This window comes from Arthrobacter sp. 10T425, from assembly GCF_056393985.1.
Map to the genome: position 1 here is coordinate 1 of NZ_JBFTGZ010000015.1, position 21125 is coordinate 21125.

Annotated in this window: 24 protein-coding genes and 1 rRNA gene; 14 read left to right on the top strand and 11 right to left on the bottom strand. The window is 62.2% G+C overall.

Annotated features, from left to right (window positions below; all coding sequences use genetic code 11):
• Window positions 1-507 precede the first annotated feature (507 nt).
• A 16S ribosomal RNA gene (locus tag AC1DDH_RS16190) occupies window positions 508-1923 on the bottom strand.
• 552 nt (window positions 1924-2475) lie between these two features.
• Between AC1DDH_RS16190 and AC1DDH_RS16195 the strand changes: the two genes are divergently transcribed.
• Window positions 2476-2781 (top strand): DUF1905 domain-containing protein, encoded by a 306-nt coding sequence (locus AC1DDH_RS16195; RefSeq protein ID WP_476955820.1) that lies wholly within the window; start codon window positions 2476-2478, stop codon window positions 2779-2781.
• Window positions 2782-2864: 83 nt separating this feature from the next.
• Here AC1DDH_RS16195 and AC1DDH_RS16200 read toward each other — a convergent pair whose 3' ends face one another.
• The 5 genes from AC1DDH_RS16200 to AC1DDH_RS16220 all read right to left on the bottom strand — a co-directional run bounded on the left by AC1DDH_RS16200 (window position 2865) and on the right by AC1DDH_RS16220 (window position 5599).
• On the bottom strand, window positions 2865-3332 hold the full coding sequence (locus AC1DDH_RS16200; RefSeq protein WP_223915857.1) for a hypothetical protein: 468 nt from the start codon (window positions 3330-3332) through the stop codon (window positions 2865-2867).
• Between the two features lie 251 nt (window positions 3333-3583).
• Window positions 3584-4063, bottom strand: a complete 480-nt coding sequence (locus AC1DDH_RS16205) for a hypothetical protein (RefSeq protein ID WP_476955821.1) — start codon at window positions 4061-4063, stop codon at window positions 3584-3586.
• Between the two features lie 245 nt (window positions 4064-4308).
• A complete protein-coding gene (locus AC1DDH_RS16210; RefSeq protein WP_476859800.1) occupies window positions 4309-4650 on the bottom strand; it encodes a YciI family protein in 342 nt (113 codons plus the stop codon).
• Between the two features lie 124 nt (window positions 4651-4774).
• Window positions 4775-5161, bottom strand: coding sequence for a VOC family protein (locus AC1DDH_RS16215; RefSeq protein WP_243182015.1), 387 nt, complete (start codon window positions 5159-5161; stop codon window positions 4775-4777).
• Between the two features lie 261 nt (window positions 5162-5422).
• The gene (locus AC1DDH_RS16220; RefSeq protein WP_164468546.1) at window positions 5423-5599 is read right to left on the bottom strand and encodes a hypothetical protein; all 177 of its coding nucleotides are present in this window, start codon (window positions 5597-5599) and stop codon (window positions 5423-5425) included.
• Between the two features lie 317 nt (window positions 5600-5916).
• On the opposite strand from AC1DDH_RS16220, the gene AC1DDH_RS16225 reads away from it, so the two are divergent.
• Both AC1DDH_RS16225 and AC1DDH_RS16230 read left to right on the top strand, forming a co-directional pair.
• A complete protein-coding gene (locus tag AC1DDH_RS16225) occupies window positions 5917-7752 on the top strand; it encodes an AfsR/SARP family transcriptional regulator (protein ID WP_476955822.1) in 1836 nt (611 codons plus the stop codon).
• A 100-nt stretch (window positions 7753-7852) separates the two neighbouring features.
• Window positions 7853-8035, top strand: a complete 183-nt coding sequence (locus AC1DDH_RS16230) for a PspC domain-containing protein (RefSeq protein WP_028275253.1) — start codon at window positions 7853-7855, stop codon at window positions 8033-8035.
• 199 nt (window positions 8036-8234) lie between these two features.
• Here the strand turns inward: AC1DDH_RS16230 and AC1DDH_RS16235 are convergent, their stop codons facing one another.
• Window positions 8235-8438, bottom strand: a complete 204-nt coding sequence (locus tag AC1DDH_RS16235) for a cold-shock protein (RefSeq protein WP_011690916.1) — start codon at window positions 8436-8438, stop codon at window positions 8235-8237.
• A gap of 321 nt (window positions 8439-8759) precedes the next feature.
• Between AC1DDH_RS16235 and AC1DDH_RS16240 the strand changes: the two genes are divergently transcribed.
• The gene (locus tag AC1DDH_RS16240; RefSeq protein WP_476955823.1) at window positions 8760-9143 is read left to right on the top strand and encodes a TfoX/Sxy family protein; all 384 of its coding nucleotides are present in this window, start codon (window positions 8760-8762) and stop codon (window positions 9141-9143) included.
• Between the two features lie 5 nt (window positions 9144-9148).
• Here the strand turns inward: AC1DDH_RS16240 and AC1DDH_RS16245 are convergent, their stop codons facing one another.
• Entirely contained in the window at window positions 9149-9886 is a 738-nt protein-coding gene (locus tag AC1DDH_RS16245) for a hypothetical protein (protein WP_476955824.1), read from the bottom strand.
• A gap of 233 nt (window positions 9887-10119) precedes the next feature.
• Between AC1DDH_RS16245 and AC1DDH_RS16250 the strand changes: the two genes are divergently transcribed.
• The 4 genes from AC1DDH_RS16250 to AC1DDH_RS16265 all read left to right on the top strand — a co-directional run bounded on the left by AC1DDH_RS16250 (window position 10120) and on the right by AC1DDH_RS16265 (window position 12846).
• Window positions 10120-10698: an HNH endonuclease gene (locus AC1DDH_RS16250; RefSeq protein WP_476955825.1), complete on the top strand. Its 579-nt coding sequence runs from the start codon at window positions 10120-10122 to the stop codon at window positions 10696-10698.
• A gap of 217 nt (window positions 10699-10915) precedes the next feature.
• Window positions 10916-11290 (top strand): PH domain-containing protein, encoded by a 375-nt coding sequence (locus tag AC1DDH_RS16255; RefSeq protein ID WP_476859791.1) that lies wholly within the window; start codon window positions 10916-10918, stop codon window positions 11288-11290.
• A 242-nt stretch (window positions 11291-11532) separates the two neighbouring features.
• On the top strand, window positions 11533-11745 hold the full coding sequence (locus AC1DDH_RS16260) for an NAD(P)-binding protein (protein WP_476955826.1): 213 nt from the start codon (window positions 11533-11535) through the stop codon (window positions 11743-11745).
• 39 nt (window positions 11746-11784) lie between these two features.
• Window positions 11785-12846, top strand: a complete 1062-nt coding sequence (locus AC1DDH_RS16265; RefSeq protein WP_476955827.1) for an NAD(P)-binding domain-containing protein — start codon at window positions 11785-11787, stop codon at window positions 12844-12846.
• 22 nt (window positions 12847-12868) lie between these two features.
• Here AC1DDH_RS16265 and AC1DDH_RS16270 read toward each other — a convergent pair whose 3' ends face one another.
• A complete protein-coding gene (locus AC1DDH_RS16270; protein WP_476955828.1) occupies window positions 12869-13627 on the bottom strand; it encodes a hypothetical protein in 759 nt (252 codons plus the stop codon).
• Here AC1DDH_RS16270 and AC1DDH_RS16275 point away from each other — a divergent pair.
• The 6 genes from AC1DDH_RS16275 (at window position 13604) to AC1DDH_RS16300 (ending at window position 18825) form a co-directional block, all read left to right on the top strand.
• The gene (locus AC1DDH_RS16275; protein ID WP_476955829.1) at window positions 13604-13972 is read left to right on the top strand and encodes an NAD(P)-binding protein; all 369 of its coding nucleotides are present in this window, start codon (window positions 13604-13606) and stop codon (window positions 13970-13972) included. The two genes, AC1DDH_RS16270 and AC1DDH_RS16275, sit on opposite strands and share 24 nt — an antisense overlap.
• 131 nt (window positions 13973-14103) lie before the next feature.
• Window positions 14104-14307, top strand: coding sequence for a hypothetical protein (locus AC1DDH_RS16280; protein WP_476955885.1), 204 nt, complete (start codon window positions 14104-14106; stop codon window positions 14305-14307).
• The gene (locus AC1DDH_RS16285) at window positions 14255-14455 is read left to right on the top strand and encodes a SidA/IucD/PvdA family monooxygenase (protein ID WP_476955830.1); all 201 of its coding nucleotides are present in this window, start codon (window positions 14255-14257) and stop codon (window positions 14453-14455) included. The genes AC1DDH_RS16280 and AC1DDH_RS16285 overlap by 53 nt, the downstream gene beginning before the upstream one ends.
• A gap of 146 nt (window positions 14456-14601) precedes the next feature.
• Window positions 14602-16095 (top strand): Eco57I restriction-modification methylase domain-containing protein, encoded by a 1494-nt coding sequence (locus tag AC1DDH_RS16290; RefSeq protein ID WP_476955831.1) that lies wholly within the window; start codon window positions 14602-14604, stop codon window positions 16093-16095.
• Window positions 16092-17066 (top strand): BsuBI/PstI family type II restriction endonuclease, encoded by a 975-nt coding sequence (locus AC1DDH_RS16295; protein WP_476955832.1) that lies wholly within the window; start codon window positions 16092-16094, stop codon window positions 17064-17066. The genes AC1DDH_RS16290 and AC1DDH_RS16295 overlap by 4 nt, the downstream gene beginning before the upstream one ends.
• Before the next feature lie 871 nt (window positions 17067-17937).
• Window positions 17938-18825 (top strand): BsuBI/PstI family type II restriction endonuclease, encoded by an 888-nt coding sequence (locus AC1DDH_RS16300; protein ID WP_476955833.1) that lies wholly within the window; start codon window positions 17938-17940, stop codon window positions 18823-18825.
• Window positions 18826-19064: 239 nt separating this feature from the next.
• Here AC1DDH_RS16300 and AC1DDH_RS16305 read toward each other — a convergent pair whose 3' ends face one another.
• Window positions 19065-20060, bottom strand: a complete 996-nt coding sequence (locus AC1DDH_RS16305) for a reverse transcriptase family protein (protein ID WP_476955834.1) — start codon at window positions 20058-20060, stop codon at window positions 19065-19067.
• A gap of 321 nt (window positions 20061-20381) precedes the next feature.
• On the bottom strand, window positions 20382-21125 hold the full coding sequence (locus AC1DDH_RS16310; RefSeq protein ID WP_476955835.1) for a phospholipase D-like domain-containing protein: 744 nt from the start codon (window positions 21123-21125) through the stop codon (window positions 20382-20384).

The following is a 21125-nucleotide window of genomic DNA, read 5'->3' on the forward strand; positions in this document are numbered from 1 at the left end:
ACCAACCACCACCCAAAGGCGGCAGCACAATCACGGATCAGATCCAGGTTCATATTCTTGGAAATTGCTTCTTATAAAAGATGCTCGCGTCCACTATGTAGTTCTCAAACAACAACCCCGTACCACACACCCCACACACACCCCACCCCCAAGGGAGCAGAACAACCGTGTGATCGGTGCAGCCAGGAAACCAGAAACACAAGTCCCACACCACCACCACGCACCCTCCCCCAAAGGGAAGGACAACGCGGCCGCGCCATGGTCCTGTTGCCTCAGGACCCAACAGTGTGCCAAACACTACCCAACAGCTCATTCCGGCGTGCGTTCCAGGACCCCCTCAAGAGAGCATCCGTACTAACTGCCGGCCTGTGCCGCCAGGCACCTATTTGTTGATATTCCACCCGTGAGCACCCGCCGCAGAACTAGCGTCTGCGCAACGGGCGTACTCCTGACAACCCCACCACACGGACATAACGCCCGGCAGGGAAAGTTGTAGGTGCTCCTTAGAAAGGAGGTGATCCAGCCGCACCTTCCGGTACGGCTACCTTGTTACGACTTAGTCCCAATCGCCAGTCCCACCTTCGACAGCTCCCTCCCACAAGGGGGTTAGGCCACCGGCTTCGGGTGTTACCAACTTTCGTGACTTGACGGGCGGTGTGTACAAGGCCCGGGAACGTATTCACCGCAGCGTTGCTGATCTGCGATTACTAGCGACTCCGACTTCATGGGGTCGAGTTGCAGACCCCAATCCTCGTCCCCACCTTCCTCCGAGTTGACCCCGGCAGTCTCCCATGAGTCCCCGCCATTACGCGCTGGCAACATGGAACGAGGGTTGCGCTCGTTGCGGGACTTAACCCAACATCTCACGACACGAGCTGACGACAACCATGCACCACCTGTGAACCGGCCCCAAAGGGGAAGGACTGTTTCCAGCCCGGTCCGGCCCATGTCAAGCCTTGGTAAGGTTCTTCGCGTTGCATCGAATTAATCCGCATGCTCCGCCGCTTGTGCGGGCCCCCGTCAATTCCTTTGAGTTTTAGCCTTGCGGCCGTACTCCCCAGGCGGGGCACTTAATGCGTTAGCTACGGCGCGGAAAACGTGGAATGTCCCCCACACCTAGTGCCCAACGTTTACGGCATGGACTACCAGGGTATCTAATCCTGTTCGCTCCCCATGCTTTCGCTCCTCAGCGTCAGTTAATGCCCAGAGACCTGCCTTCGCCATCGGTGTTCCTCCTGATATCTGCGCATTTCACCGCTACACCAGGAATTCCAGTCTCCCCTACATCACTCTAGTCTGCCCGTACCCACCGCAGATCCGGAGTTGAGCCCCGGACTTTCACGGCAGACGCGACAAACCGCCTACGAGCTCTTTACGCCCAATAATTCCGGATAACGCTTGCGCCCTACGTATTACCGCGGCTGCTGGCACGTAGTTAGCCGGCGCTTCTTCTGCAGGTACCGTCACTTTCGCTTCTTCCCTACTGAAAGAGGTTTACAACCCGAAGGCCGTCATCCCTCACGCGGCGTCGCTGCATCAGGCTTGCGCCCATTGTGCAATATTCCCCACTGCTGCCTCCCGTAGGAGTCTGGGCCGTGTCTCAGTCCCAGTGTGGCCGGTCACCCTCTCAGGCCGGCTACCCGTCGTCGCCTTGGTGAGCCATTACCTCACCAACAAGCTGATAGGCCGCGAGTCCATCCAAAACCACAATAAAGCTTTCCACCCCCCACCATGCGATGAGGAGTCATATCCGGTATTAGACCCAGTTTCCCAGGCTTATCCCAGAGTTAAGGGCAGGTTACTCACGTGTTACTCACCCGTTCGCCACTAATCCCCGGTGCAAGCACCGGATCATCGTTCGACTTGCATGTGTTAAGCACGCCGCCAGCGTTCATCCTGAGCCAGGATCAAACTCTCCGTTGAAGTAAAACAGACACAACATGCGCCCCCGGGAAAACGGGATSCACACCACGGGGTGGCGGGCCCGGCAAATTCAACCAATTCAATACAATAAATTGGTATCAACAAACTTGGCACACTATTGAGTTCTCAAACAACAGACACACCCGGCACCACCACAACCAACAATCAGTCAAGGATCGCTCCGGAGCAACTTTTCAAACTTACCCGATCTCGGAGGTCTTTGCAAATTCGCATTTCTGCGATTTACATTCATCCAAGAAGGTCCCCGCCGTTGTTTAGCACGCAAATTCGCGAACCATTTTCAGGCTGTTTAGAAGGGGGTCGGTCGCTTTCTTTCCGCATCAGCGGCGGCGACTCGAATTACTTTACACGCCGGGAGGACCCTGCACAAATCGGCCCCCTGAAGGGGTTCCATGGCGTCACATTCCCGGAACCGCGCGGATTTCGGCACCCCTGGCCGCCCCCAAAGGCCGGCCGGCCGGCGTCGGGCTTCTATGGAGTGGGTCACACGCGCACAGCACGAGGCTCCGCTCCCGGTGCCATACTCAGAGCGTGACGACGTCGTACACGTTCCGAGCCGAGCTGTGGCACTACCCCGAGCAGGCAGGCTGGCACTTCATCACCTTGCCGCCGGACCTGGCGGAGCAGCTCAAGGACCAGGCCGCCCCATTCCGGAAGGGCTTCGGTTCGGTGAAGGTGAGGGCCTGCATCGCCGGGCAGCGGTGGTCGACGTCGCTCTTCCCGGACAGCAGGACCAACTCGTACCTCCTCCCCGTCAAGAAGGCCATCAGAACCGCAGCCGGCATCCACGCCGGCGATGAGGTGGACGTGGAAGTCGAACTGATTCTTGAGGGCTGACAACAGGGACTGGATTGCAGGGGTAGCTGCAGGGCGACCCGAGCGCTTGTGCTCTCTGTTGAGCCGCTGCTTGAAGGAACAGTTCACCCCGCCGGAGAGGCCTCCACGAACGCCACCTGCGTGGCGTATTGCTGGTACAGCTTGACGGCCTCGTCGATCTCGATGTGGCCGAAGTTCAGCGCGACCTGCAGCCCCTCCAGCTGGGCACTGGCGGTCTCGGCTGCGCTCACACGGTCCGCCACGGAACGGGACGTGGCAAAGTTCGTGGCCAGCGCCGCGGCAACGGAGCAGATCACCGCCAGCAGACACAGTCCCCGCCACACAATCGAGTCGTCCGCCAGGTTGAAGATGTTCGCCACCGCTTCGGTGAACCCCGTGCCACCGGCGGCGGGGCCGACCGTGAACGCGGCGGCCAGCGCACTGCCCACGATGCTGATGCCGGCCAGCCGGGAGCGCCGGGGTCGTTCCCTGCCGAGGTAGGACTGAAGGTCCCGTTGCTTCTGATCGATGCGGTTGGACAGCCTTTGCCGCGTATCGGATGTTTCGTCCATGATCTGGTCCCCGGTTCCCTCGCCGATCGTGTCCGCACGCCTGGAAAGTGGGACTGCCAGCGGTCCACCGGCTCCCCAGGATTCCCCGGCCGGGACGGGATCTCCCCGCCCCGTGGCCGCTCTCCTCCCGAAACGCGCACACGTTTAGGATGCTCCCGCGCCACTGCGGGTGTCTAGACACTTGACCGACGACGTCGGCGTTCCCCGCCGGTCCGGGCGGGGAACGGTGCCCCGAGGTTCTCCCGCCGCCGCTATTCGTTCGTCGGCGCCTTCACGTCAGCTCCCGCGTGCACGGCGGTCTCGGTGGGAGGCCGCCAGATGGGCGTGCCGTCGAGTGAGAGGTCAGCCGGTGGAGCAGTCACATGGGCCGTGATCCCCTGGGACCGGAGTTCGGCCTCCAGTATGAGCAGCATCCTCTCCGCCATGCCTATCGAGAGTTCGCCTTTAGTGTCAGTCCAAATCATGGGGCCAAGTTCGGTCAGATAGACATCGGAGACGTAGTTTGGCGTGTACTGGGGGTAGTCGCCAGTCATTTCGGCGGGGCTCAGTTCCTTGCCGTTCTGGTCCACCGACATAAAGCGCCCTCCCGCGGCATACAACGCCGCGGCGGCCTTGTCCTGGTCGTCGGTCTCGACAAGGAACCCGGGTGACGTTTCCCACCCGTCACCCAGTCCTTCCTCGTACCTCTCGCCCTGCTGGTCGAAGATGTCAGGTGCCACGGTTACGCTCACCGCGCTGTTTCCCTTCACGTTGCCGTCGTGGGCGATGGACGGCCTCGGCTGAGGACTCGGGGTTGAGGGTGCCGCACGCACGGTGGGCGAAGTGAAGGTTAGACCGGGCTGGGTGGATCCAGAGCATCCGGCCAAGGCCAGCCCGAAAGCCACCACTACCGCCCCACAAAGATGTCGTCTTGACACGTGCCCTCCCCCGGCGCCCACCAGAGGTCAGTGTAAGCCTCCTCCGCCGCGCAGTGCACCTAGCTGGCGGGGTCGTACTGGAAAGCGCGCACCTCCTGCGCGCAACGGCAGGCGGCCGCGATCTTCGCGGCCCACTCCAAGGCCGCATCGTAGGAGGGCAGCTCCAGCACCGAGTAGCCGCCTTCGAGCTGCGTCGTCTGCGGGTAAGTGCCCTCGCTCACGGTCCCGTCGCCATCGACCATGACGGGCGGGATGCCCTCATCAATGCCGCCGCCAAACACCCAGACGCCGGCGTCCTTCGCCTCCTGAACGACCGCGTGCGACGCATCCGAAACAGCCTGCAGCTCTTCGTCAGGAAAGACCATGGCGGCACTCGGAAACGAGATCAAATACTTGGTCATTCGCGTCGACTCCTTGTTTGCAGCACGGTTTGCCGCACGGTGAATCGCGTTCATCCTCGCCGATGCCATCGTGCCGCGCAAGGATCTCGGCGGTCCCGGTGGCCGTGACGGCGAACCTGGGACGTCATGCAGCACCCGATCCGTACGGGCGCGTGATTGCCTCAAGGAAATGCCCGTCAGGATCCGCGAAGTAGACGCCGCGTCCGCCGTCGTTGTGGTTGATCTGCTGTGGGCGGGACCGTCCCGGGTCCGCCCAATAGGGGATGCCCTCGGCCTGGATCCTTGCGAAGATACCGTCGAAGTCCTCCTCGCTGACCAGGAAGGCGTAGTGCTGCGGGGCGATGGGCCGGTCCGCCGTGGCGAAATCGAGGGCCACCCCGTGGTCAAGGGGAACGGTCATGAAGGACCACATGGCTTGGGGTTCCGGCAGTCCGAGCACGTTGGCCAGGAACTTCGCCGACCGCCGCTTATCCGTTGCGTAGACGATGGTGTGGTTGAAAGCGACCGTCATGGCGACCTCCTCCGGGGTGGTTGTCTGAGACCATCTGACATCCGGCACTCTTCAGATTCAAGAGCGCCAACTACGTCCTTGGAACCCCTGCGATGCAAGCCAACCTCAAGCCCACTAGAGCGACACCCGGCGATCACAGGACGCCACGAAGCGCTGAACTCCGCAAAGACACCGCACGACGTCGGGCCTGGCCCCCGCCTCCCATGCTTGAGGTGGGGGTCAGGCCCGTGCGGTTACTGGCGTGCGGCCGTTGAGATTCGGTCAGCCCTGGAGAGACCGCAGGGATGCGTACGGTTCGCTGGGCAGGTTGCCTGCCATCCAGGGGCGGGTGGACCGGATGGGAGGGGTGTGGCCCCGGCCGTCGCGGACGACCGCGACGATGGTGGCGACGGCTGCGAAGACCAGGAGTCCGGCGAGCAGGAAAGCGGCAAATTCCATGTGAAGAGCACCTCGGGCGAGTGATGGAGCTGGTTGTTGGGGCTGATGATGGATCAGGTTTGTTGGGCCGGAATCCCGGGCGGTCGGTGCGGGTTTAGTTTGCGGCTGGGGTTCAGGTTTCCGGTCCTTTTGTGGGGACATGTCCAGTTTCCGCACCCACCGTGTGAGCCACCGTGTGAGCATTTTCTGCTTTGGTTTCCGCCCGCTTCCGGCTCCCTTCGGCTCCGATCATGCGCCGGCCAGGCGCCGTCGCTCTCCCGCCGCACGCTCACCGTCTGCCCCTCCCGCTCCCCCACCAGCGGCGTAGCATGACTCATATGGCCGAGACTTGGATTCGGCTCCTCGGTCCGCCCAGGATCGAGTCCGTTGGCACCGCACCCCGGCAGCCCCGGGGCCGCAAGGCGTGGGCTGTGCTGGCCTACCTCGCGCTGCAACCGGGCGGCACCGGCCGGGCCCGGACGGCGGCCCTCCTGTTCCCCGACGCCGAGGACCCCCTCGGCGCCCTGCGCTGGAATCTCTCCGAGCTGCGCCGGACCCTCGGCGCGGATTCGGTCGGCGGCGACCCGCTGCGGCTCGTGTTGCCGGCCGGCTGGAACTGCGATGTGCTTGCCGCCCTGCAGCCAGCCGGCGGCGCCGACCCCCGCACCTTCGATGGCGACCTCCTGGAGGGACTCGCCTTCGAAGAATGCCCGGCGTTCGAGTCCTGGCTGGAGGACCAGCGGCACCGGCTCGAGAACGCCGTCCTGACGCTGCTCTACGAGGCATCGCTCGCCGCGCTGGCGGCCGGAAGGGCGGACGACGCCGTCGACCTCGCCACCCGCGCGCTGCACCTTGACCCCTTCAACGCCGACTGCCACGCCGTGCTGATCAAGGCCATGCTCGCCCTGGGCGACTACCGGCGGGCGCGGGAGCAGGCCGACAAGTGCCGCGAGCTCTACCGCCGGGAGCTCGGGCTCGGCGTGCCCGCGGAGGTGCGCCGGGCACTGTCCGACGCGGCGCCCCCAGCCGAGCCCGGGCTGCCGGCCAGTTCGGCCGCCGTGCGGTCCTACCTCGACGCCGCCGAGGCCTCGCTCTCGGCAGGCTCCGTGGACCGCGGGCTGGAGCAGTTACGCCTCGCAGCCGAGATCGCGCAACGGACCGGCGACCATCATCTGCTCGCCGAATCCCTGGTCACCTTGTCCGGGGCCCTGATCCATCAGGCTGGCGGCCGCGGCGCCGAGGTGGCCGACCTCCTGCACAGGGCTTTGAAGTCGGAAGGGTTGGATCCCGAGTCGCTGGCGTCGGCGGGACGGAGTTCAGGGCGGCCGGCGTCGCGGGTGGCGGCGGCCGCGTACCGGGAGCTGGGGTACCTGTCGGTGCAGCGGGGCATTCCGGACCGGGCGGCCAGCTGGCTGGAGCAGGCGGCCCGGGCTGCGGACGGGTTCGACGACGAACGCTCCAGGATCCTGGCCATCCAGGGCATGGCGGCCTCGGACACCGCGCACTACGGTGAGGCGCTGGCGGCACTGGCCGAATCGAGCCGGCTTGCAACCGCCGCGGGCGGCCGCCGCCTACTAGCGTTCAGTACGGCTCTGGCCGGCCGGGTGCATCTGCTGCGCGGGAATTTGGAGCCGGCGGCCGAATGTCTGGACCGGGCGCAGGAACTTATCGCGGCCGAGCACTGGACGGCGTTTGAGCCGTTCGTCGCCGGGCTCCGCGGCGAGACGTACCTCGCCGCAGGCCGGCTGCAGGACGCCGCTCCCCTGATCGACCGCTCGTGGGTGATGGCCGACGTCGCCGGCGACCACTGCTACCTGACCCTCGCCGCCGGGGCCAAGGCCCGGCTCAGTATGGCGCTGGACGATCAGGCCGCGGCCGAATCCTGGCTGAAGCGGGGGCTCGACACCACCCCCTGGTATCTCTGGTACCGGGCGCGGCTGCTGGACACGGCCGCCGAGGTCGCGATCGACGCCGGCTCCCCCGCCGCCCGGGACTACGCCGACCGGCTGGGCACCATGGCCAGCCGCGGCGCCTTGCGCGAACTGGTGGTCCGGGCGCACTCGCACCGGGCGGTCCTGGGCGACGCCGCCGCGGCGGAGACCATCCCGTGGCTGGCCAAGGATATCGACAACCCGGCGCTGAACACGTACCTGGCGCGCCGCGGCCAGCTCTGACGCCGGGCCGCGGCGCGTGCTGTGGCGCGTGCTGCGGCACTGGGCGGCAGGGGCGAAAGACACTGCTGACTAGGCGGGCGCCTGGTGCTACGGTAGCGAAATGTCAGCAACCTTGGTTCGCCCCAGACGCGGCAAAATCTTCGCAGGTGTGTGCGCTGCCTTGGCCGACCGCTTCGAAGTCCCCCGGGCTTTTGTCCGGCTCGGGTTCATGTTCTTCGGCTTGTTCGGTGTGGGTGAGTTCGTCTATGTCGCGTTGTGGATCCTCATCCCCCGGGACGACTAGCCGCAGACGTGGCGCGGGACCGTGCACGGGGTGCCCTGGCCCGCATGAGGACCGCGACGGCGCGGCGGGCGGACGACGGCGGTGCCGCGCCGCCGTCGTCGTCCTCGTCTTGGAGGCACAGGTGGGTTAAACAAAAGCAGGGCCCGTCCGAAGACGGGCCCTGCTCGAAACCTAACGGTCCCGGGTATCTAAAAGGAAATTAGATAGCCTGGATGTTGGTGGCCTGGGGACCCTTGGGGCCCTGCTCGGTTTCGAAGGAGACCTTCTGGTTCTCTTCGAGGGAGCGGAAGCCGGAGGAGTTGATCGCAGAGTAGTGTGCGAAAACGTCCTGTGAGGAGTCATCGGGGGAAATGAAGCCGAAGCCCTTTTCAGCGTTAAACCATTTGACGGTACCAGTAGCCATTATTTTTGTCCTTCGTGAAGGTGGAGGAACTGTCCCGACTTTCGGGTCCTCCTGTTTGGGGTGCTCAAAACCGCTGCTTCAGAAGAACATGGGCTTTCGACCATGCGTACTGCCTGAACTACGAACTGCATAAACACAACAACAGGATCAACCATACAGGAGATTCCGGACACCAATTACCACGGCCCCGGCGAGCCGACATGCGCGGGGCCCGTAGCGGCACCGCGCCAGCCCTCTGCGCGCCCGCCTGTCCCGCGCCCGGCCGCGGGCATATCCTGCAGGAAGACCAGTCCGTGACCGTCAGTTACCGGAGGTAGACCCATGGAAATGCCCAAAGCGTCCGACGCCGACAAGGAACACTTCCGCTCGGTGCTGCCTGATCATCCCGAGGTGGTCATCAAGCCGATGTTCGGAAACCTGGGGGCGTTCGTGCACGGCAACATGTTCGCCGGCCTGTTCGGCCCCACCATCGGCGTGAAGCTGGCCGATGCGGACAAGGAGATGCTGGAAGGCACCGAGCGGACCGTTCCGTTCGGGCCGCCGGAGCGCCCTATGGGCGGCTATACCGGATTACCGGAGGTCTGGAACGCCGAGGGCGACGGCGACGAAGCGCGGGCCAAAGCCTGGGTGGAGAAAGCATTCGAGCACGTGGCCGGGCTGCCGCCGAAGGAGCCGAAGGCTTCTAAGTCCCGGCCCAAAAAGTAGGACGACTAGGGCAGGACAACATTCACGAGTTCTGATCGGCTGCCGGTTTCCAGGTCCTCGGTAAGGGCCAGCGCACCGATCTGGGGGCAGTGAAACTTATACTCCCGGGAGCTCTTTTCAAGCGGTGTCCAGTCGTAGACCTTGACGCAGTCGGTGTACGTGCCTGACTTGGTGGAGACGGTCTCGCCGGTAGCTACGGTGTCCCGCATGTCTTCCGCGTGACCAACGTAAGATTCCTGCCTGTAGGAATCGCCGACGCGTTGCTCGGCCTTCATCCAGATGCCGGCTTTTGCGCCGTCTTTTCCATGGAGAAAGCTGCCGGAGTGGTTCAACAAGATGGCATTCGAGTAGTTGTCCACGTCCTCGCCGAAGTACCAGACGTCGCCGTTTTTGTGTTGCGCCAGATAATCCCGGGTTTCCTCTACGAGCTGCCCGTCCTTGTACTCCTTGTCGAGATAGACCACCGTCTCCACACCCTCTATGTTCCTCGTATCCGGCAGGATTTCGATCTCGATCCTCTCGGTGACTCTTCCTTGCTCAGTGGTCTCGTACGTCAGTTTCTTGCCGACAGGGAGGGCGAAGTATTTGTTGGTGATTTCGGTGGTGAAGTCTGCTGGGTTGATCTGCGGGTTGTACTCCGCGGCCCCGTTCCTTTTTGTGTTGTCGACGGCAAATAATGTCACCGCGCCAACAACGAGCAACAGGACGATCACACCAAAGAAGATTTTGGTTCGTCGATTCATGACCGTTCCCCCTCCTTCTGAGTAGAAATTCCTGTAGGGGGTCAGAGCACCGTTGCTGGCCCATGGCCATAGAAAAAAGCTAGCGCAGTCCGCACTGAACCAGAACACCCTCTGCGAAACGCCCCGCTTGGAGAGGCACCGCCTCCCCGTAGCGCCAGCGAAGGTACGATCTGTCACAGCGAGCGGGACGCCGCCCGTCTTCACGTTGCCGGAGTCCTTATGGGGGAGACCAAATGCTTGAATTGAAACGCATCTACTGGACGCGCCAATTACTCCGGTTGGCCATGGCCGCGTTGACGGTGTGGATCTTCGCCGAAGCCATCCTGTCGATCGTGGCGCGTTCCGGGAACGCAACTGAGGTACGACCACCCACGACCGTCACAGCCATCTTTACAGGGATGTTCGACGGCGTGCTGGCGGCCGTCGCTCTTCCTGGCGTACTCGCCGTCGTCCTGACCATTAGCGCGTCGGTCATCCGGGCGAGGGACGTGAAGCGCCGCGACCCGGTCCGGCGCTTCACCCGCCAGCAGCGCCGCGAAGGCATGTCGCGGGCAGAAGGCCAGTGCGAGATGGAGGCCGGCTTCCGCCGCCGTTGTTCCCGCCCTGCGGAACACGGTGACCATTTCTACCCGTGGTCCAAGGGCGGATCCACCAGCCTGCGGAACTTCGTCGCCGCGTGCAGCAGGTGCAACCGCGCGAAAGGCGCCCACATCCCGTCGCCAGGCCAGCGGGAAAGACTGGAACGACGACGGCGGACGTACGTAACCCTTGAGGATGCGGTCGCCGTCGGCGAACGGCAGCCGTTTGCCTAAGTTGTAGGCGATACGTCGAGCATCGGTATGTGTTGTCGCCCTGCCTGTCCCAGATGTCCCGGATCCGCTGACAACGGGGACCTCACCGAAAATTTCGCGAACCCTTCCTGAATATGAAGGGCGCCATCGCGACACGCCGATTGCAGGTCACGACGGCCCGGCATGCCTTTGTAACACTGAACTCCGAGGCTTGACCACACGAAAAGGAGCCACCCCCTTGGAAGCAGCAGCAGTGACCACGTGGATGTTCGTCGACGAATGTCCGATTCCCAACGACGTCGCGGAACTAATGGTGCCGGGCGAGCAGCCGGTGGCCGCGTACAAGACGTTCCGGGATAGCGCCATCTTTACAACCAAGCGCATGATCGTCCGCGACGCCCAGGGTCTGACTGGCAAGAAGGTGGAGGTGTACTCGCTGCCCTATTCCCACATCAACATGTGGTCATCAGAGAACGCCGGGAGATTTGATCTCGATGCAGAGCTGGAGCTTTGGACCCGCGCCGGGCATATCAAAATTAAGACGGGTAAGAAGGTTGATGTGCGCCGCCTAGACATGCTGATCGCGCATTCAGTCCTCGGCATCCAGCACTAACGCGGATCTTCTTCCACTAGAAATTCGGCACCCCCGACGCAGTCCAACCCCTGCGACCCGGCAACGGTAAGAGGACGCGCAATTCGTGTCCTCTGACCGTTTCCGCGTTCAGGCCGTACTTCTCTAGGGATTCCGGCTGCAGGTGCAGGAAAGGACTGCCCAGAATCTGCTGTAGGCGGTGGCCCTGCGGATATATCCTGCCAACAAAGCCAGCCCTGCACCTTGGCTACGGGAGAAGAACCATGGAGACCCCGACGGCGACCGACGTGCCGTTCCCCGAAGCAGCCGCCCGACCTGCGGCTCCGCAAAGCGTCAACACCCTTATCATCGAGGCCGGGCAGGCTGGCGTGGCCACGAGCTACTGGCTAAGCCGGGCCGGCGTCGAACATCAGTTGCTGGAACGGCGCGAAACGCTGGGCGGGGCGTGCAGGACCGGTGGGACGCGTTTTGCCTGAACACGCCGAACTTCTCGCTCGCGCTACCCTGCATGCCGTATGACGGCCCCCGCCCCGGAGGCATTCATGCTGCGAGATGAGCTCATCGGCCATTTCCTGCACTATGCGGCGAGCATCGGCGCTCCGGTCAGGACGGGTGCGGAGGTCACGCGGATCGCGCCCGCGGAGGGCGGCGGCTTCAACGTGGCCACAACCCAGGGAAGCTGGCGGGCCCGGAACGTCGTGCTCGCTATCGGCGGTTACCAGGAACCGAAAATCCCCGCAGTGTCGGCGCAACTGCCGAGCCACATCCTGCAACTTCACACCGACAGCTACCGCAACCCGGGCCAACTGCCCGACGGCGCCGTGCTGATCGTTGGCACCGGCCAGTCCGGCGGCCAGATCGCCGAGGAACTCCTCGCCGCCGACCGCGAAATCCACCTAGCGGTATCCACGTGCCCGGAAGCACCGCGCCGGTACCGCGGCCAGGACCTCCTCTTTTGGATGATGCAGCTTGCACAATTCGGCCCCGACTACGGACTGAACGGCCTCACCGTGGGGCATCTGTCCTCCCCCGCGGCGAGGTTCGCCTGTAACCCGCTGGTGTCCGGCGCCGACGGCGGCCACGACATCCACCTGCGGGACCTCGGCCGGCGCGGCGTCCGGCTGCACGGCCATTTGGAAGCAGCCCACGACGGCCACCTCGTCTTCAGTGATGACCTTCCGGAACGCCTGGGCCCGGTGGAGGCGGCGTTCTACCAGCGGATGAAGCCGATGTTCGACAGCTTTATTGCCGCCGCCGGCATGTCGGCACCGGAGCCGGAACCGCCGCGCAAGGACGACTGGCTTCCTTCGGAGCCGGCGCGGCTGAACCTCGAAGCCGCCCACGTCACGTCGGTCCTCTGGGCCACGGGCTACCGGCTGGACTTCAGCATCTTGGACATCCCGGTGCTGGACGAATGGAACTACCCCCGGCACCGCCGCGGCGTCACCGAACACCCGGGCTTGTACGCCGTCGGGCTGCCATGGCTGACCGGGCACGGCTCGTCCATCGTGGCGGGCGTGGGCCGCGATGCCGAATACATTGCGCAGCACATCGCCGGGAACTTCGCCGCCCGGTGAGGGCGGAGTTCCAGAGGGGTAGCTACCCTGTGCAAAGCCCGTCGAAGTCCACCGGTGCGGCGAGGCCGGCCGAGCTGAACCAGTCCCTGGCCCATGCCTGGACCGAGGGCACCGCGAGTTGCTCGGCCACAAGCTCCGGCGGCCCGTCGAACACGGACTTCCCCTCCTCCAGGAGGTCCCCGGTGCCGCTGCCGGCGAGGAGCCCGAACAGGGCAGGCTGGTCGAGGAAGGGAAGCTTCCCGCCGTCGCCGTCGGTCAGCACGCCCCAGCGCGAGGTGAACAGCGAAAACTCCTCCGGACGTTCCCCGTGGTCCGCCACGAGCGCGCAGGCTTCGGCGTCGAGCTGGATCCGCCGGTAGTTGGGCTCCGTTTCGTCGAGGGCCATCAGTTGGGCATCGTCCAGCCACGAAAGCCAGACCGCTGTGCACTCTCCCAGCATTGGATACGGGGCGGCGGCGATGTAGCCGGCCTTGCTCACATGGGCGGAGTGGCCAACGGCGATGTTGTAGAGCTGCCCCCGGACCAGCGGGAGGACCCCGCTGACAGGCTGGTGGTAGTTGGCGAATTTCCGCCGCATCACGTCGGCGCTTGAATTCGAGCCGATGGCGACCACCAGGGAACGGGCTTCCAGCGGTGCCGCGCTAGCTTGCGCGAGGGCTTCATCCAGTCCAGCTGAAGGCTCAAGGGGCCGGAATTCATTGCCGTCCATGACACCCGAGGCCACGGGCGGGTCCCACGGATACAGCAGCGGATCGAGATGGCCAGCGCCGCTCAGTTCCATGGAGTTAGCCGGCTGAAGCCGTCGGCATCCTGCTGGGGACTAATCAAGGTGGCCCGCTTTCATGGTCGGGACTTCCATTGTCCCCCACTTTGGGGGAACCGGACCTTGGGGCTTAAAGAGCCGGCCAGCCCGCGCCGCTTTCGGTGCGGGGCCATACCCGCAATCTCCGACCCAAACGCCGGAAGTCAGACTCCGCAAGGTATCAACACTCTGGTCATCGGGGCCGGCCAGGCGGGGCTGGCGACCAGTTACTGGCTCACCCGGCACGGCGTGGAGCACCCGGTGCTGGAGCGGCGGGATGCCCTGGGTGGGGCCGGCAGGACCGATGGGACTCGTTCTACCTGAACACGCCCAACTTCTCGTTCATGCTGCCCGGGTTGACCCACGACGATCCCTAGCCGGATGCCTTCCTCCCCCGCGACGCCGTCATTGACCTGTTCCGCGATTATGCGCAGCGGATCGCCGCGCCGGCGCAGCTGGACACGGAAGCCACCCGGATCGCCAGGGCGGGCGGCCATTTCAGCGTGGAGACCGCCGGCGGGCGTTTCACGGCAGAGAACTTGGTCCTGGCGAACGGTGCCTTCCAGCGCCCGAGGATCCCTGCGGCGTCCGCCGGTCTCCCGGGGCATGTGCCCCAGCTCCACAGCCACGAAATCCCGCAACCCGCAGCAGCTGCCTGACGGTGCCGTGCTGGTGGTGGGCACCGGGCAGTCCGGCGGCCAGATCACGGAGGACCTGCTGGCCGCCGGCCGCGTGGTGCATTTGTCTGTCTCCTTGGGACCCTCCCAATGGGTTCTAGACGATGACAGCATTGCCCGGACTTTCTAGCCAGTTTGCGCACCCTGGCTGCGAGGCTCACCCTAACCCTTCCCTGCTGGCTGACTACGAGAACGCAGCCTGTATTCCCCACCACAATGGCATGCGCACGCGGCTGTCAGTCCGCCGTTGTCATACCCGTATGAAAAACTGAAGCCATGAACGAAACGAGTCTGATGGGCCGCACCGAACTGAGGCGCACGGTCGCACTGTCCCCCCTTCAAGGTACAGAGCAACAAAGCCGGCTCGGCCAATTCTTTACTCCAAAGCTGGCCGCTGAACTGATTGCATCGTTTCCTCGCCTGCCCTCCCAGGGGCACGTTCGTGTTCTTGACCCAGGCGCTGGCGTCGGATCTCTTGCGGCAGCTCTAGTGCAGCGCGTTATTGACGAAGGCTCGGCAGTTAGCCTCGACATAACCTGCATAGAGCTGGATGAGACGATGGCGCCGGGGCTCCAAGAGACTCTGCGCGACTGCGTAGAAACGGCGAAAGTGGCGGGGATACACGTCGATTACACGATCGTCATCGACGACTACTTAGAGCACCCTGGAAGAGCCCTATACGACATTGTTGTGATGAATCCTCCATACCTGAAGCTGGAAGCCCGGTCGCGGTACCGAAAACTCCTCTCCGCTCAGGGTGTAGAAGCTCCAAACCTCTATGCAGCCTTTCTGGGAATGGGGGCCTTGTCCCTGGCCGCGGACGGTCAGCTAGTCGCGATCACCCCTCGGAGCTTCACCAATGGCACTTACTTTGGTCGGTTCCGGAATTTCTTCCTACAACGACTGGCGCTAGACCGAATCCACGTCTTCGACTCCCGTTCGACTGTCTTTAGCGATACCGGTGTCCTACAGGAAAACATCATCTTCGCAGCAACCCGCGGGGGCCATAACGAGACAACTGTCCTTTCCGCGTCCACTGGTCACAAGCATGAAATTCGCCAACGGATCGTGCCAACGTCCGACATCGTTCATCCCGAGGATGCCAACCAATTCATCCGCATACCAATCGAGGAAAATGATGCCGGGACAGTTGGCTCGATGCTGGGATTGCCGGCGACACTTGCCGATCTACACGTAGCGGTGAGCACAGGTAAGGTGGTGGATTTTCGCTCCCGTGACCAGCTCACGACGGGCAGAAAAGAAGCCAGCTACCCAATGGTCTACCCCGCCAATTTCCAACGCGGAGTAATCGAGCACCCGAAGGCGGCGGCGAAGGCCCAGTGGTTCACGTGTGTTGATGACAAGGACTCAAAGCTACTCCTCCCCAGCGGCACGTACGTAATTATCAAGCGATTCTCTGCCAAGGAAGAGAGACGCAGAATAGTGGCCGCCGTGTGGACACCAGGCCAGAACGGTACAAGTCCTGTCGCGATAGACAACAAAACTAACTACATCCACTCAGCGGGTGAGGGGTTGGATCCAGCTCTTGCCGTCGGCTTGTCGCTTTGGCTCAACTCGTCAGTCGTGGACAACTACTTCCGGACATTCTCGGGACACACTCAGGTCAACGCAACGGACCTACGGTCGATGCGATTCCCCTCTCGAGAGTCACTTATCATGCTCGGAGAAGGACGCTGCGCCGCACTTCCGGAGCAGGACGAAATAGACAAAATGGTCAACGACATGATGGGAATGGTGGCAGCAGCATGAACAATGGGGCGCGGATCGAAGAGGCACAAGCTATATTGGGTGCGTTGGGCTTCGATAAGCAACGAACGAACAAGAGGTCGGCCCTGACTTTGCTCGCTCTTCTCCAGCTGAAGCCGACAACGCCGTGGGCCGAGGCGCAGAATCCGATGCTGGGTACGCACGCCATCATGGGATGGATTCGAGAAAACTATGATGTCGATTACGCCCCGAATTCTCGTGAAACGTTTCGACGGTTCACCCTCCACCAGTTTATCGAGGGCGGGATGGTCGAGTACAACGCCGACGATCCAGGGCGTCCCGTCAACTCCTCTCTGAACAACTACCGTGTGGGTGCCGAGGCGTTGAAGCTTGTGCAGGCGTTCGGCTCCGAAAATTTCGATGCGCATGTTGTTGACTACGTCACAGAGTCACCTGGCCTCGTTGTTAAGTACGCCGCTGCCCGGACCATGGCCCGAATCCCCATTACCCTGCCAAGTGGGGAAGAGTTCACACTGAGCGCCGGGGGACAGAACATCCTGATCAAACAGATGATCGAGGAGTTCTGCCCGATGTTCACGCCCGGCGGCCATGTGATCTATGTGGGTGACGCAGACGCCAAAATGGCAATCTTCGACGAAGCTGCCCTTGCCCAGCTTGGCGTGACTGTGGATTATCACGGCAAGCTCCCCGATCTGGTCGTGTACATGCCGGAGAGGAACTGGCTGTTCCTCATGGAAGCAGCAAGTTCTCACGGCCCGGTTGATGCCAAACGTTATGCCGAGTTGAAATCGCTGTTCGGCGGCAGCAGCGCCGGACTCGTTTATGTCTCGTGTTTCCCCGACCGAGCCACCATGCGGAAGTTCCTCAGCGACCTGGCCTGGGAGACAGAGGCTTGGAACGCTGACGAACCCACGCATATGATCCACCTGAACGGCAGTCGTTTCCTTGGCCCCTATGACTGGTCAAATGTAGGCGGCAACACGCGCTTCTAGGGCAATCGGGCGCGTCTCTTCGCACGGCACGTGCACGGGGATGAGAACCAGGTGCTACACAGGTCGGGATTCTGGCCAAGTCGCGCACCGCCAAGTCGCTCACCGTGAATGCTGGTGAAACAGCGCTTTGCTGGTGGCATAGTTCTGCGCATGTCAGTGCGGCGAACAGAGGGTCCATGGACCCCGCAGTGCAAGTCTCCCAAAAAGCAGGAGAAACTGGACCCACTCTTCGAATGGAGACTGGGGACATTCCGAGCCAAGGGCGCCGCCTCTTGTTGCTCCCCGGCGAGGCGGGGATGCCGCGTCAGGGTCTGCGGCCGGAGGCAGCACGCCCTGGAAATGTCGAGACGCGTCCTCGGTGCGGACCCAAGCGCACGCCGGTTTGTGGGTCCCGCGGGTGTCAAGAATCGGGTCAGCGTGCTGCGAACTAGTGTTGTGACGTGCTTGCTTTCCGTGCGTTTGTTTCCGTGCGGCGATGAATCGTTACCGCAAACAGGAACATCGGTTCGTGTGATGCGCTGCAAGTCGGGTCTGTGGCTGTAAGTTCGTACGAGATCGGTTCCTTGCCCCTCCGGAATGCCAAAGTCTGGACTTCCTGGCAAGGCTTCGCTGGTCATTAGCAAAAGAAAGCCGTCACGGCGCCATAACCCCGGAGAAAATGTTGTCCCCCTACTTGCCTGTTGTTGGTCGTGAGCTTTGCCGGGAAAGACTTAAAATAATCTTTCCACCGGAGGCATTCGGCATATCTATGTCGAACGACGTCGCTGGATCCGTTGTGGCTGGACTCATCTGGGCGGGATGCGTCCTGCCTGACGACGAAGCGGCACTGGATGGCACGTTGTCCTACGCACGGCCATCCACGATTCTTTGGATGAATGAGGAACTAATCACAGTTGGCGATCCGACTCAGCGTGCCGAATGGTTCCGCGTCTCGCGAACGACGAAAGTGGCAACTCAGAAGCTGATGGCCCAATGGGGCATTTCCATCGAACAGTGGTATGGCGACCGGGAAGGCATTAGAAAGCACGGCTATCAGCAACTCCTAGATAATGGTGCCATAGCCGCACTATCGGAAATCGACACGAACTCCAGCGGAGCACGGTGGGTGCTCGTCCGTAGTTTTGCGGAGCTCTTTAATCCTCATATTGAAGGGGATGATCTCGTCGAAGCTATCGTCAGGTGGTCGGAGCGGCATCTAAGCAGGTCAGCCCGAGTGCGGGCTGCTCTGGCCCGGAAGCAGGAGAAGGCTGCTCTGAGCATCAGCGTTTCCTTGCCCGATGGAACGACGCGACACCTCGCTCCGGGCAAGTCCTCCGTGCTACTGCAGGGCGCCATAGAGGGATGGGCGGCGCTCCGCCTCCGCGAACCCGCAGTACTGACCATCAGCGAGCCGGGCGACAAGGTCTTCGTGGCTGACGGAGCTCTCTTAGAATCGGCCGGCATTAGCATCGACGTCTCGAAGCTTCTACCCGACGCGCTCTTGGTCGAGATGGCAACCGAGCCACTTCAGTTCTGGGTGGTCGAGGCAGTTGCCACTAGCGGACCAGTTAACGAACGAAGGAAGCTCAAGTTCTTGGAATGGGCAGAGACTCAAGATATCGACCGGGCGCAGCTCAATTTCCTCTCCGTCTTTTTCTCGCGCCACAATGCCATCGCCAAGAAATACCTTCCTGAGCTGGCCTCCGGTACCTATGCATGGTTCCTAAATGAACCTGACCAGGAGCTATTCTGGGGCGAAATCCCACCCGATGCCTCCTGAGAGCGGCTCCAGGAGGGACTGTAATCGGCGAATGACCAGCTGGTATTCAGCCACTTGGCCTTTCACATCCCGGATTGTTCAAGGGGTCGTGCGTCATATCTCAAGGCAGCTAACGGGCCCACAGCCGTCTCGGAGACCGCATGACCAGACCGGATGGACTGCCTCAACGACTTGGTCCCGGGCCGGCCTGGGGCCGGGCACGGCGCGTGTCTTGCATGGTCGATTCTGGTTCGAGTGCGTCAGCGCGGAAGTGAATAACTGACTGCGGCAGCCGTCCAAGAATCGCGAAGCGGCCGCGCCCATTCCGGCTCAATGGCAATAGCGTGTGAGAAAAGGCCATTGACGTGGAGCATATAGTCGGCCCCTGATTCGAAGCCTTTCGACGCTGAATACTGTTCCAAGCCAAATCGCGAGACCCCATAGTGATGCCATCGGAGGGCCTTCTTGAAGTCCCCCTGCAATCGCACTTTGTCAGAATCAACGAGAAGTCCGAGCACTACCAGCCTTGAGCCGGGCGGGCTAACTTTGATCTTCCCTTCGTTCATAAGAAAACCTGCGGCGGTAATTTTACTCCTCGCACGTCTAATGATGTCCAAGACCTCCGAGCGTGAGAATTCCCCTCGAGAGGAAAACGTCAAGTCGTCGGAGTATCTTGTGTATCTAAGCCCGTAGCGCCATGCCAAGCGAGACATTGCGCAGTCCAAGTCACCGGCGGCCAGATTGGCAAGCATCCCGCTGGTAGGCGCCCCTTGGGGCAAGTAACCCCTGGAAGTTGCGATCTGCGGCCCGCGTCCGCCAAAACTCGGCGGTCGGCGGGTACAGAGTCTTGCGAGTTGTCCGGCTACGGTCTCTTCAAGGCCGTGCCGCAGGAAGATGCGTGCCACTCGGGCTTCGTCGACTGAATGAAAGAAATCTCGAAGGTCGAGCTTGACGAGCCAGCGAGCCCCGGCGTGGACGCTTGCGCAATTCCGGACAGAAACGCCTTTTGTATAAGCAAAACTCGAGTTCTGCGCTCGAGGACCTGACAATACGTTGTCCAAGATCCATTTCTGCGCCCTCGCGAGTTCGGGGAGAGGAGCCGCAATGGTTCGATAGGATCCCCCGCGGTTTTTTGGCAATCGGAACTCGTAGTAAGGATCTTGACGGCGCTCCTCAACGACCTGCAGAAAGTCAGGATGGACACCGGCTGACCAAGCGAGGTGCTCAAGTCCTTTGAATACTGGCCTACTATTCACCGTGGCTCTCCCAGGGGCGCGATACGAAGCGCTTGGGCGCCGGCATTAATTTGAGGACCGCCAACATCTACCCAGTTTCTATTCATTCCGACAATCAACATTGAACAAAGTCGACTCAATTGAGTGACCCAGCGATTCGCGAGACGCTAATAGGGTTCACCAACCAGTAGAGACTGACCAGCTCACCCGCACTAGATGTTGACGGCCCTCAATGCGGAATATAGCCAAGAACCTGTGGTCCGGTCAAATCGACGGCCCGCTTCGAGGAAATCTCTCGCTGCGCCGGTCTCGTGTCCAGAGTTAATGCGAGGCCGACTTCAGCTAAACCGTGATCAGTACGCCCTGCGTTTCGAATGCATGAACATCCCTGAGTATCTTCCGCGCCAGAATTGCCGATTGGACCTGCAGACCCAGTTCAACATTCTTGGATGACGCTGCGTCGCTGAAGTTGGCACTTCCGACGAAGGCCCACTTGGAGTCGACTACGACGAACTTTGAATGAAGCACCTGGTAGGAACCGTCAGCGGCGTCCGCAAGGGTTAGCAGCTTGCAGCCAGGAATCTCGTGGCTGAGCTGAATACCGAGATGCATCATGCCATTGGCCGGGCCGTGCTGGCCTCCTGGGGTCGCCATCAGAGTCACTGCCACTCCGCGCACGGCAGCAGCGCGTAGCGCTCGAACCATTGCACTCGTCAGCTGAATATTGAAAGTAGACGCGACAATGGACTCCTTGGCCTTGCCGATCTCGTGGAACATCGCAGAAGTGCTGAGCCCGGCGACTTGGGCCCCGGCCGGCATCGTCCAAACGGTTTCGATCTCGGCCTGGGAGTGTTCCCGTGCAGCAAGAACGGCACTGCACATCCCGGACCGAAGCTTTGACCCGACCTCGCTCATTCCCGCTTGGCTAAGCAACGCGCTAACGGCCTGAACTTTGCTTCCCGACAGTTGCTTTGCAGCCATAGTGCAGCTTTGCCCCATGTCGAAGGCAGCAATCAGCTTCTTCAGTTCGGCTGTCGTCAGAATCTTGCCAAGCTCGGCAAATGCGCCCCCACCCGCAGCGGCCAA

What these genes read in the sequence shown, in the direction of transcription:
- AC1DDH_RS16270 (WP_476955828.1), bottom strand. Translation starts at nt 13,627, where the DNA reads ATGGAACTGAGCGGCGCTGGCCATCTCGATCCGCTGCTGTATCCGTGG.
- AC1DDH_RS16265 (WP_476955827.1), top strand. Translation starts at nt 11,785, where the DNA reads ATGACGGCCCCCGCCCCGGAGGCATTCATGCTGCGAGATGAGCTCATC.
- AC1DDH_RS16210 (WP_476859800.1), bottom strand. Translation starts at nt 4,650, where the DNA reads ATGACCAAGTATTTGATCTCGTTTCCGAGTGCCGCCATGGTCTTTCCT.
- AC1DDH_RS16200 (WP_223915857.1), bottom strand. Translation starts at nt 3,332, where the DNA reads ATGGACGAAACATCCGATACGCGGCAAAGGCTGTCCAACCGCATCGAT.
- AC1DDH_RS16250 (WP_476955825.1), top strand. Translation starts at nt 10,120, where the DNA reads ATGCTTGAATTGAAACGCATCTACTGGACGCGCCAATTACTCCGGTTG.
- AC1DDH_RS16300 (WP_476955833.1), top strand. Translation starts at nt 17,938, where the DNA reads ATGAATGAGGAACTAATCACAGTTGGCGATCCGACTCAGCGTGCCGAA.
- AC1DDH_RS16225 (WP_476955822.1), top strand. Translation starts at nt 5,917, where the DNA reads ATGGCCGAGACTTGGATTCGGCTCCTCGGTCCGCCCAGGATCGAGTCC.
- AC1DDH_RS16285 (WP_476955830.1), top strand. Translation starts at nt 14,255, where the DNA reads ATGTGCCCCAGCTCCACAGCCACGAAATCCCGCAACCCGCAGCAGCTG.
- AC1DDH_RS16230 (WP_028275253.1), top strand. Translation starts at nt 7,853, where the DNA reads ATGTCAGCAACCTTGGTTCGCCCCAGACGCGGCAAAATCTTCGCAGGT.
- AC1DDH_RS16235 (WP_011690916.1), bottom strand. Translation starts at nt 8,438, where the DNA reads ATGGCTACTGGTACCGTCAAATGGTTTAACGCTGAAAAGGGCTTCGGC.
- AC1DDH_RS16290 (WP_476955831.1), top strand. Translation starts at nt 14,602, where the DNA reads ATGAACGAAACGAGTCTGATGGGCCGCACCGAACTGAGGCGCACGGTC.
- AC1DDH_RS16295 (WP_476955832.1), top strand. Translation starts at nt 16,092, where the DNA reads ATGAACAATGGGGCGCGGATCGAAGAGGCACAAGCTATATTGGGTGCG.
- AC1DDH_RS16240 (WP_476955823.1), top strand. Translation starts at nt 8,760, where the DNA reads ATGGAAATGCCCAAAGCGTCCGACGCCGACAAGGAACACTTCCGCTCG.
- AC1DDH_RS16215 (WP_243182015.1), bottom strand. Translation starts at nt 5,161, where the DNA reads ATGACGGTCGCTTTCAACCACACCATCGTCTACGCAACGGATAAGCGG.
- AC1DDH_RS16220 (WP_164468546.1), bottom strand. Translation starts at nt 5,599, where the DNA reads ATGGAATTTGCCGCTTTCCTGCTCGCCGGACTCCTGGTCTTCGCAGCC.
- AC1DDH_RS16260 (WP_476955826.1), top strand. Translation starts at nt 11,533, where the DNA reads ATGGAGACCCCGACGGCGACCGACGTGCCGTTCCCCGAAGCAGCCGCC.
- AC1DDH_RS16245 (WP_476955824.1), bottom strand. Translation starts at nt 9,886, where the DNA reads ATGAATCGACGAACCAAAATCTTCTTTGGTGTGATCGTCCTGTTGCTC.
- AC1DDH_RS16275 (WP_476955829.1), top strand. Translation starts at nt 13,604, where the DNA reads ATGGCCAGCGCCGCTCAGTTCCATGGAGTTAGCCGGCTGAAGCCGTCG.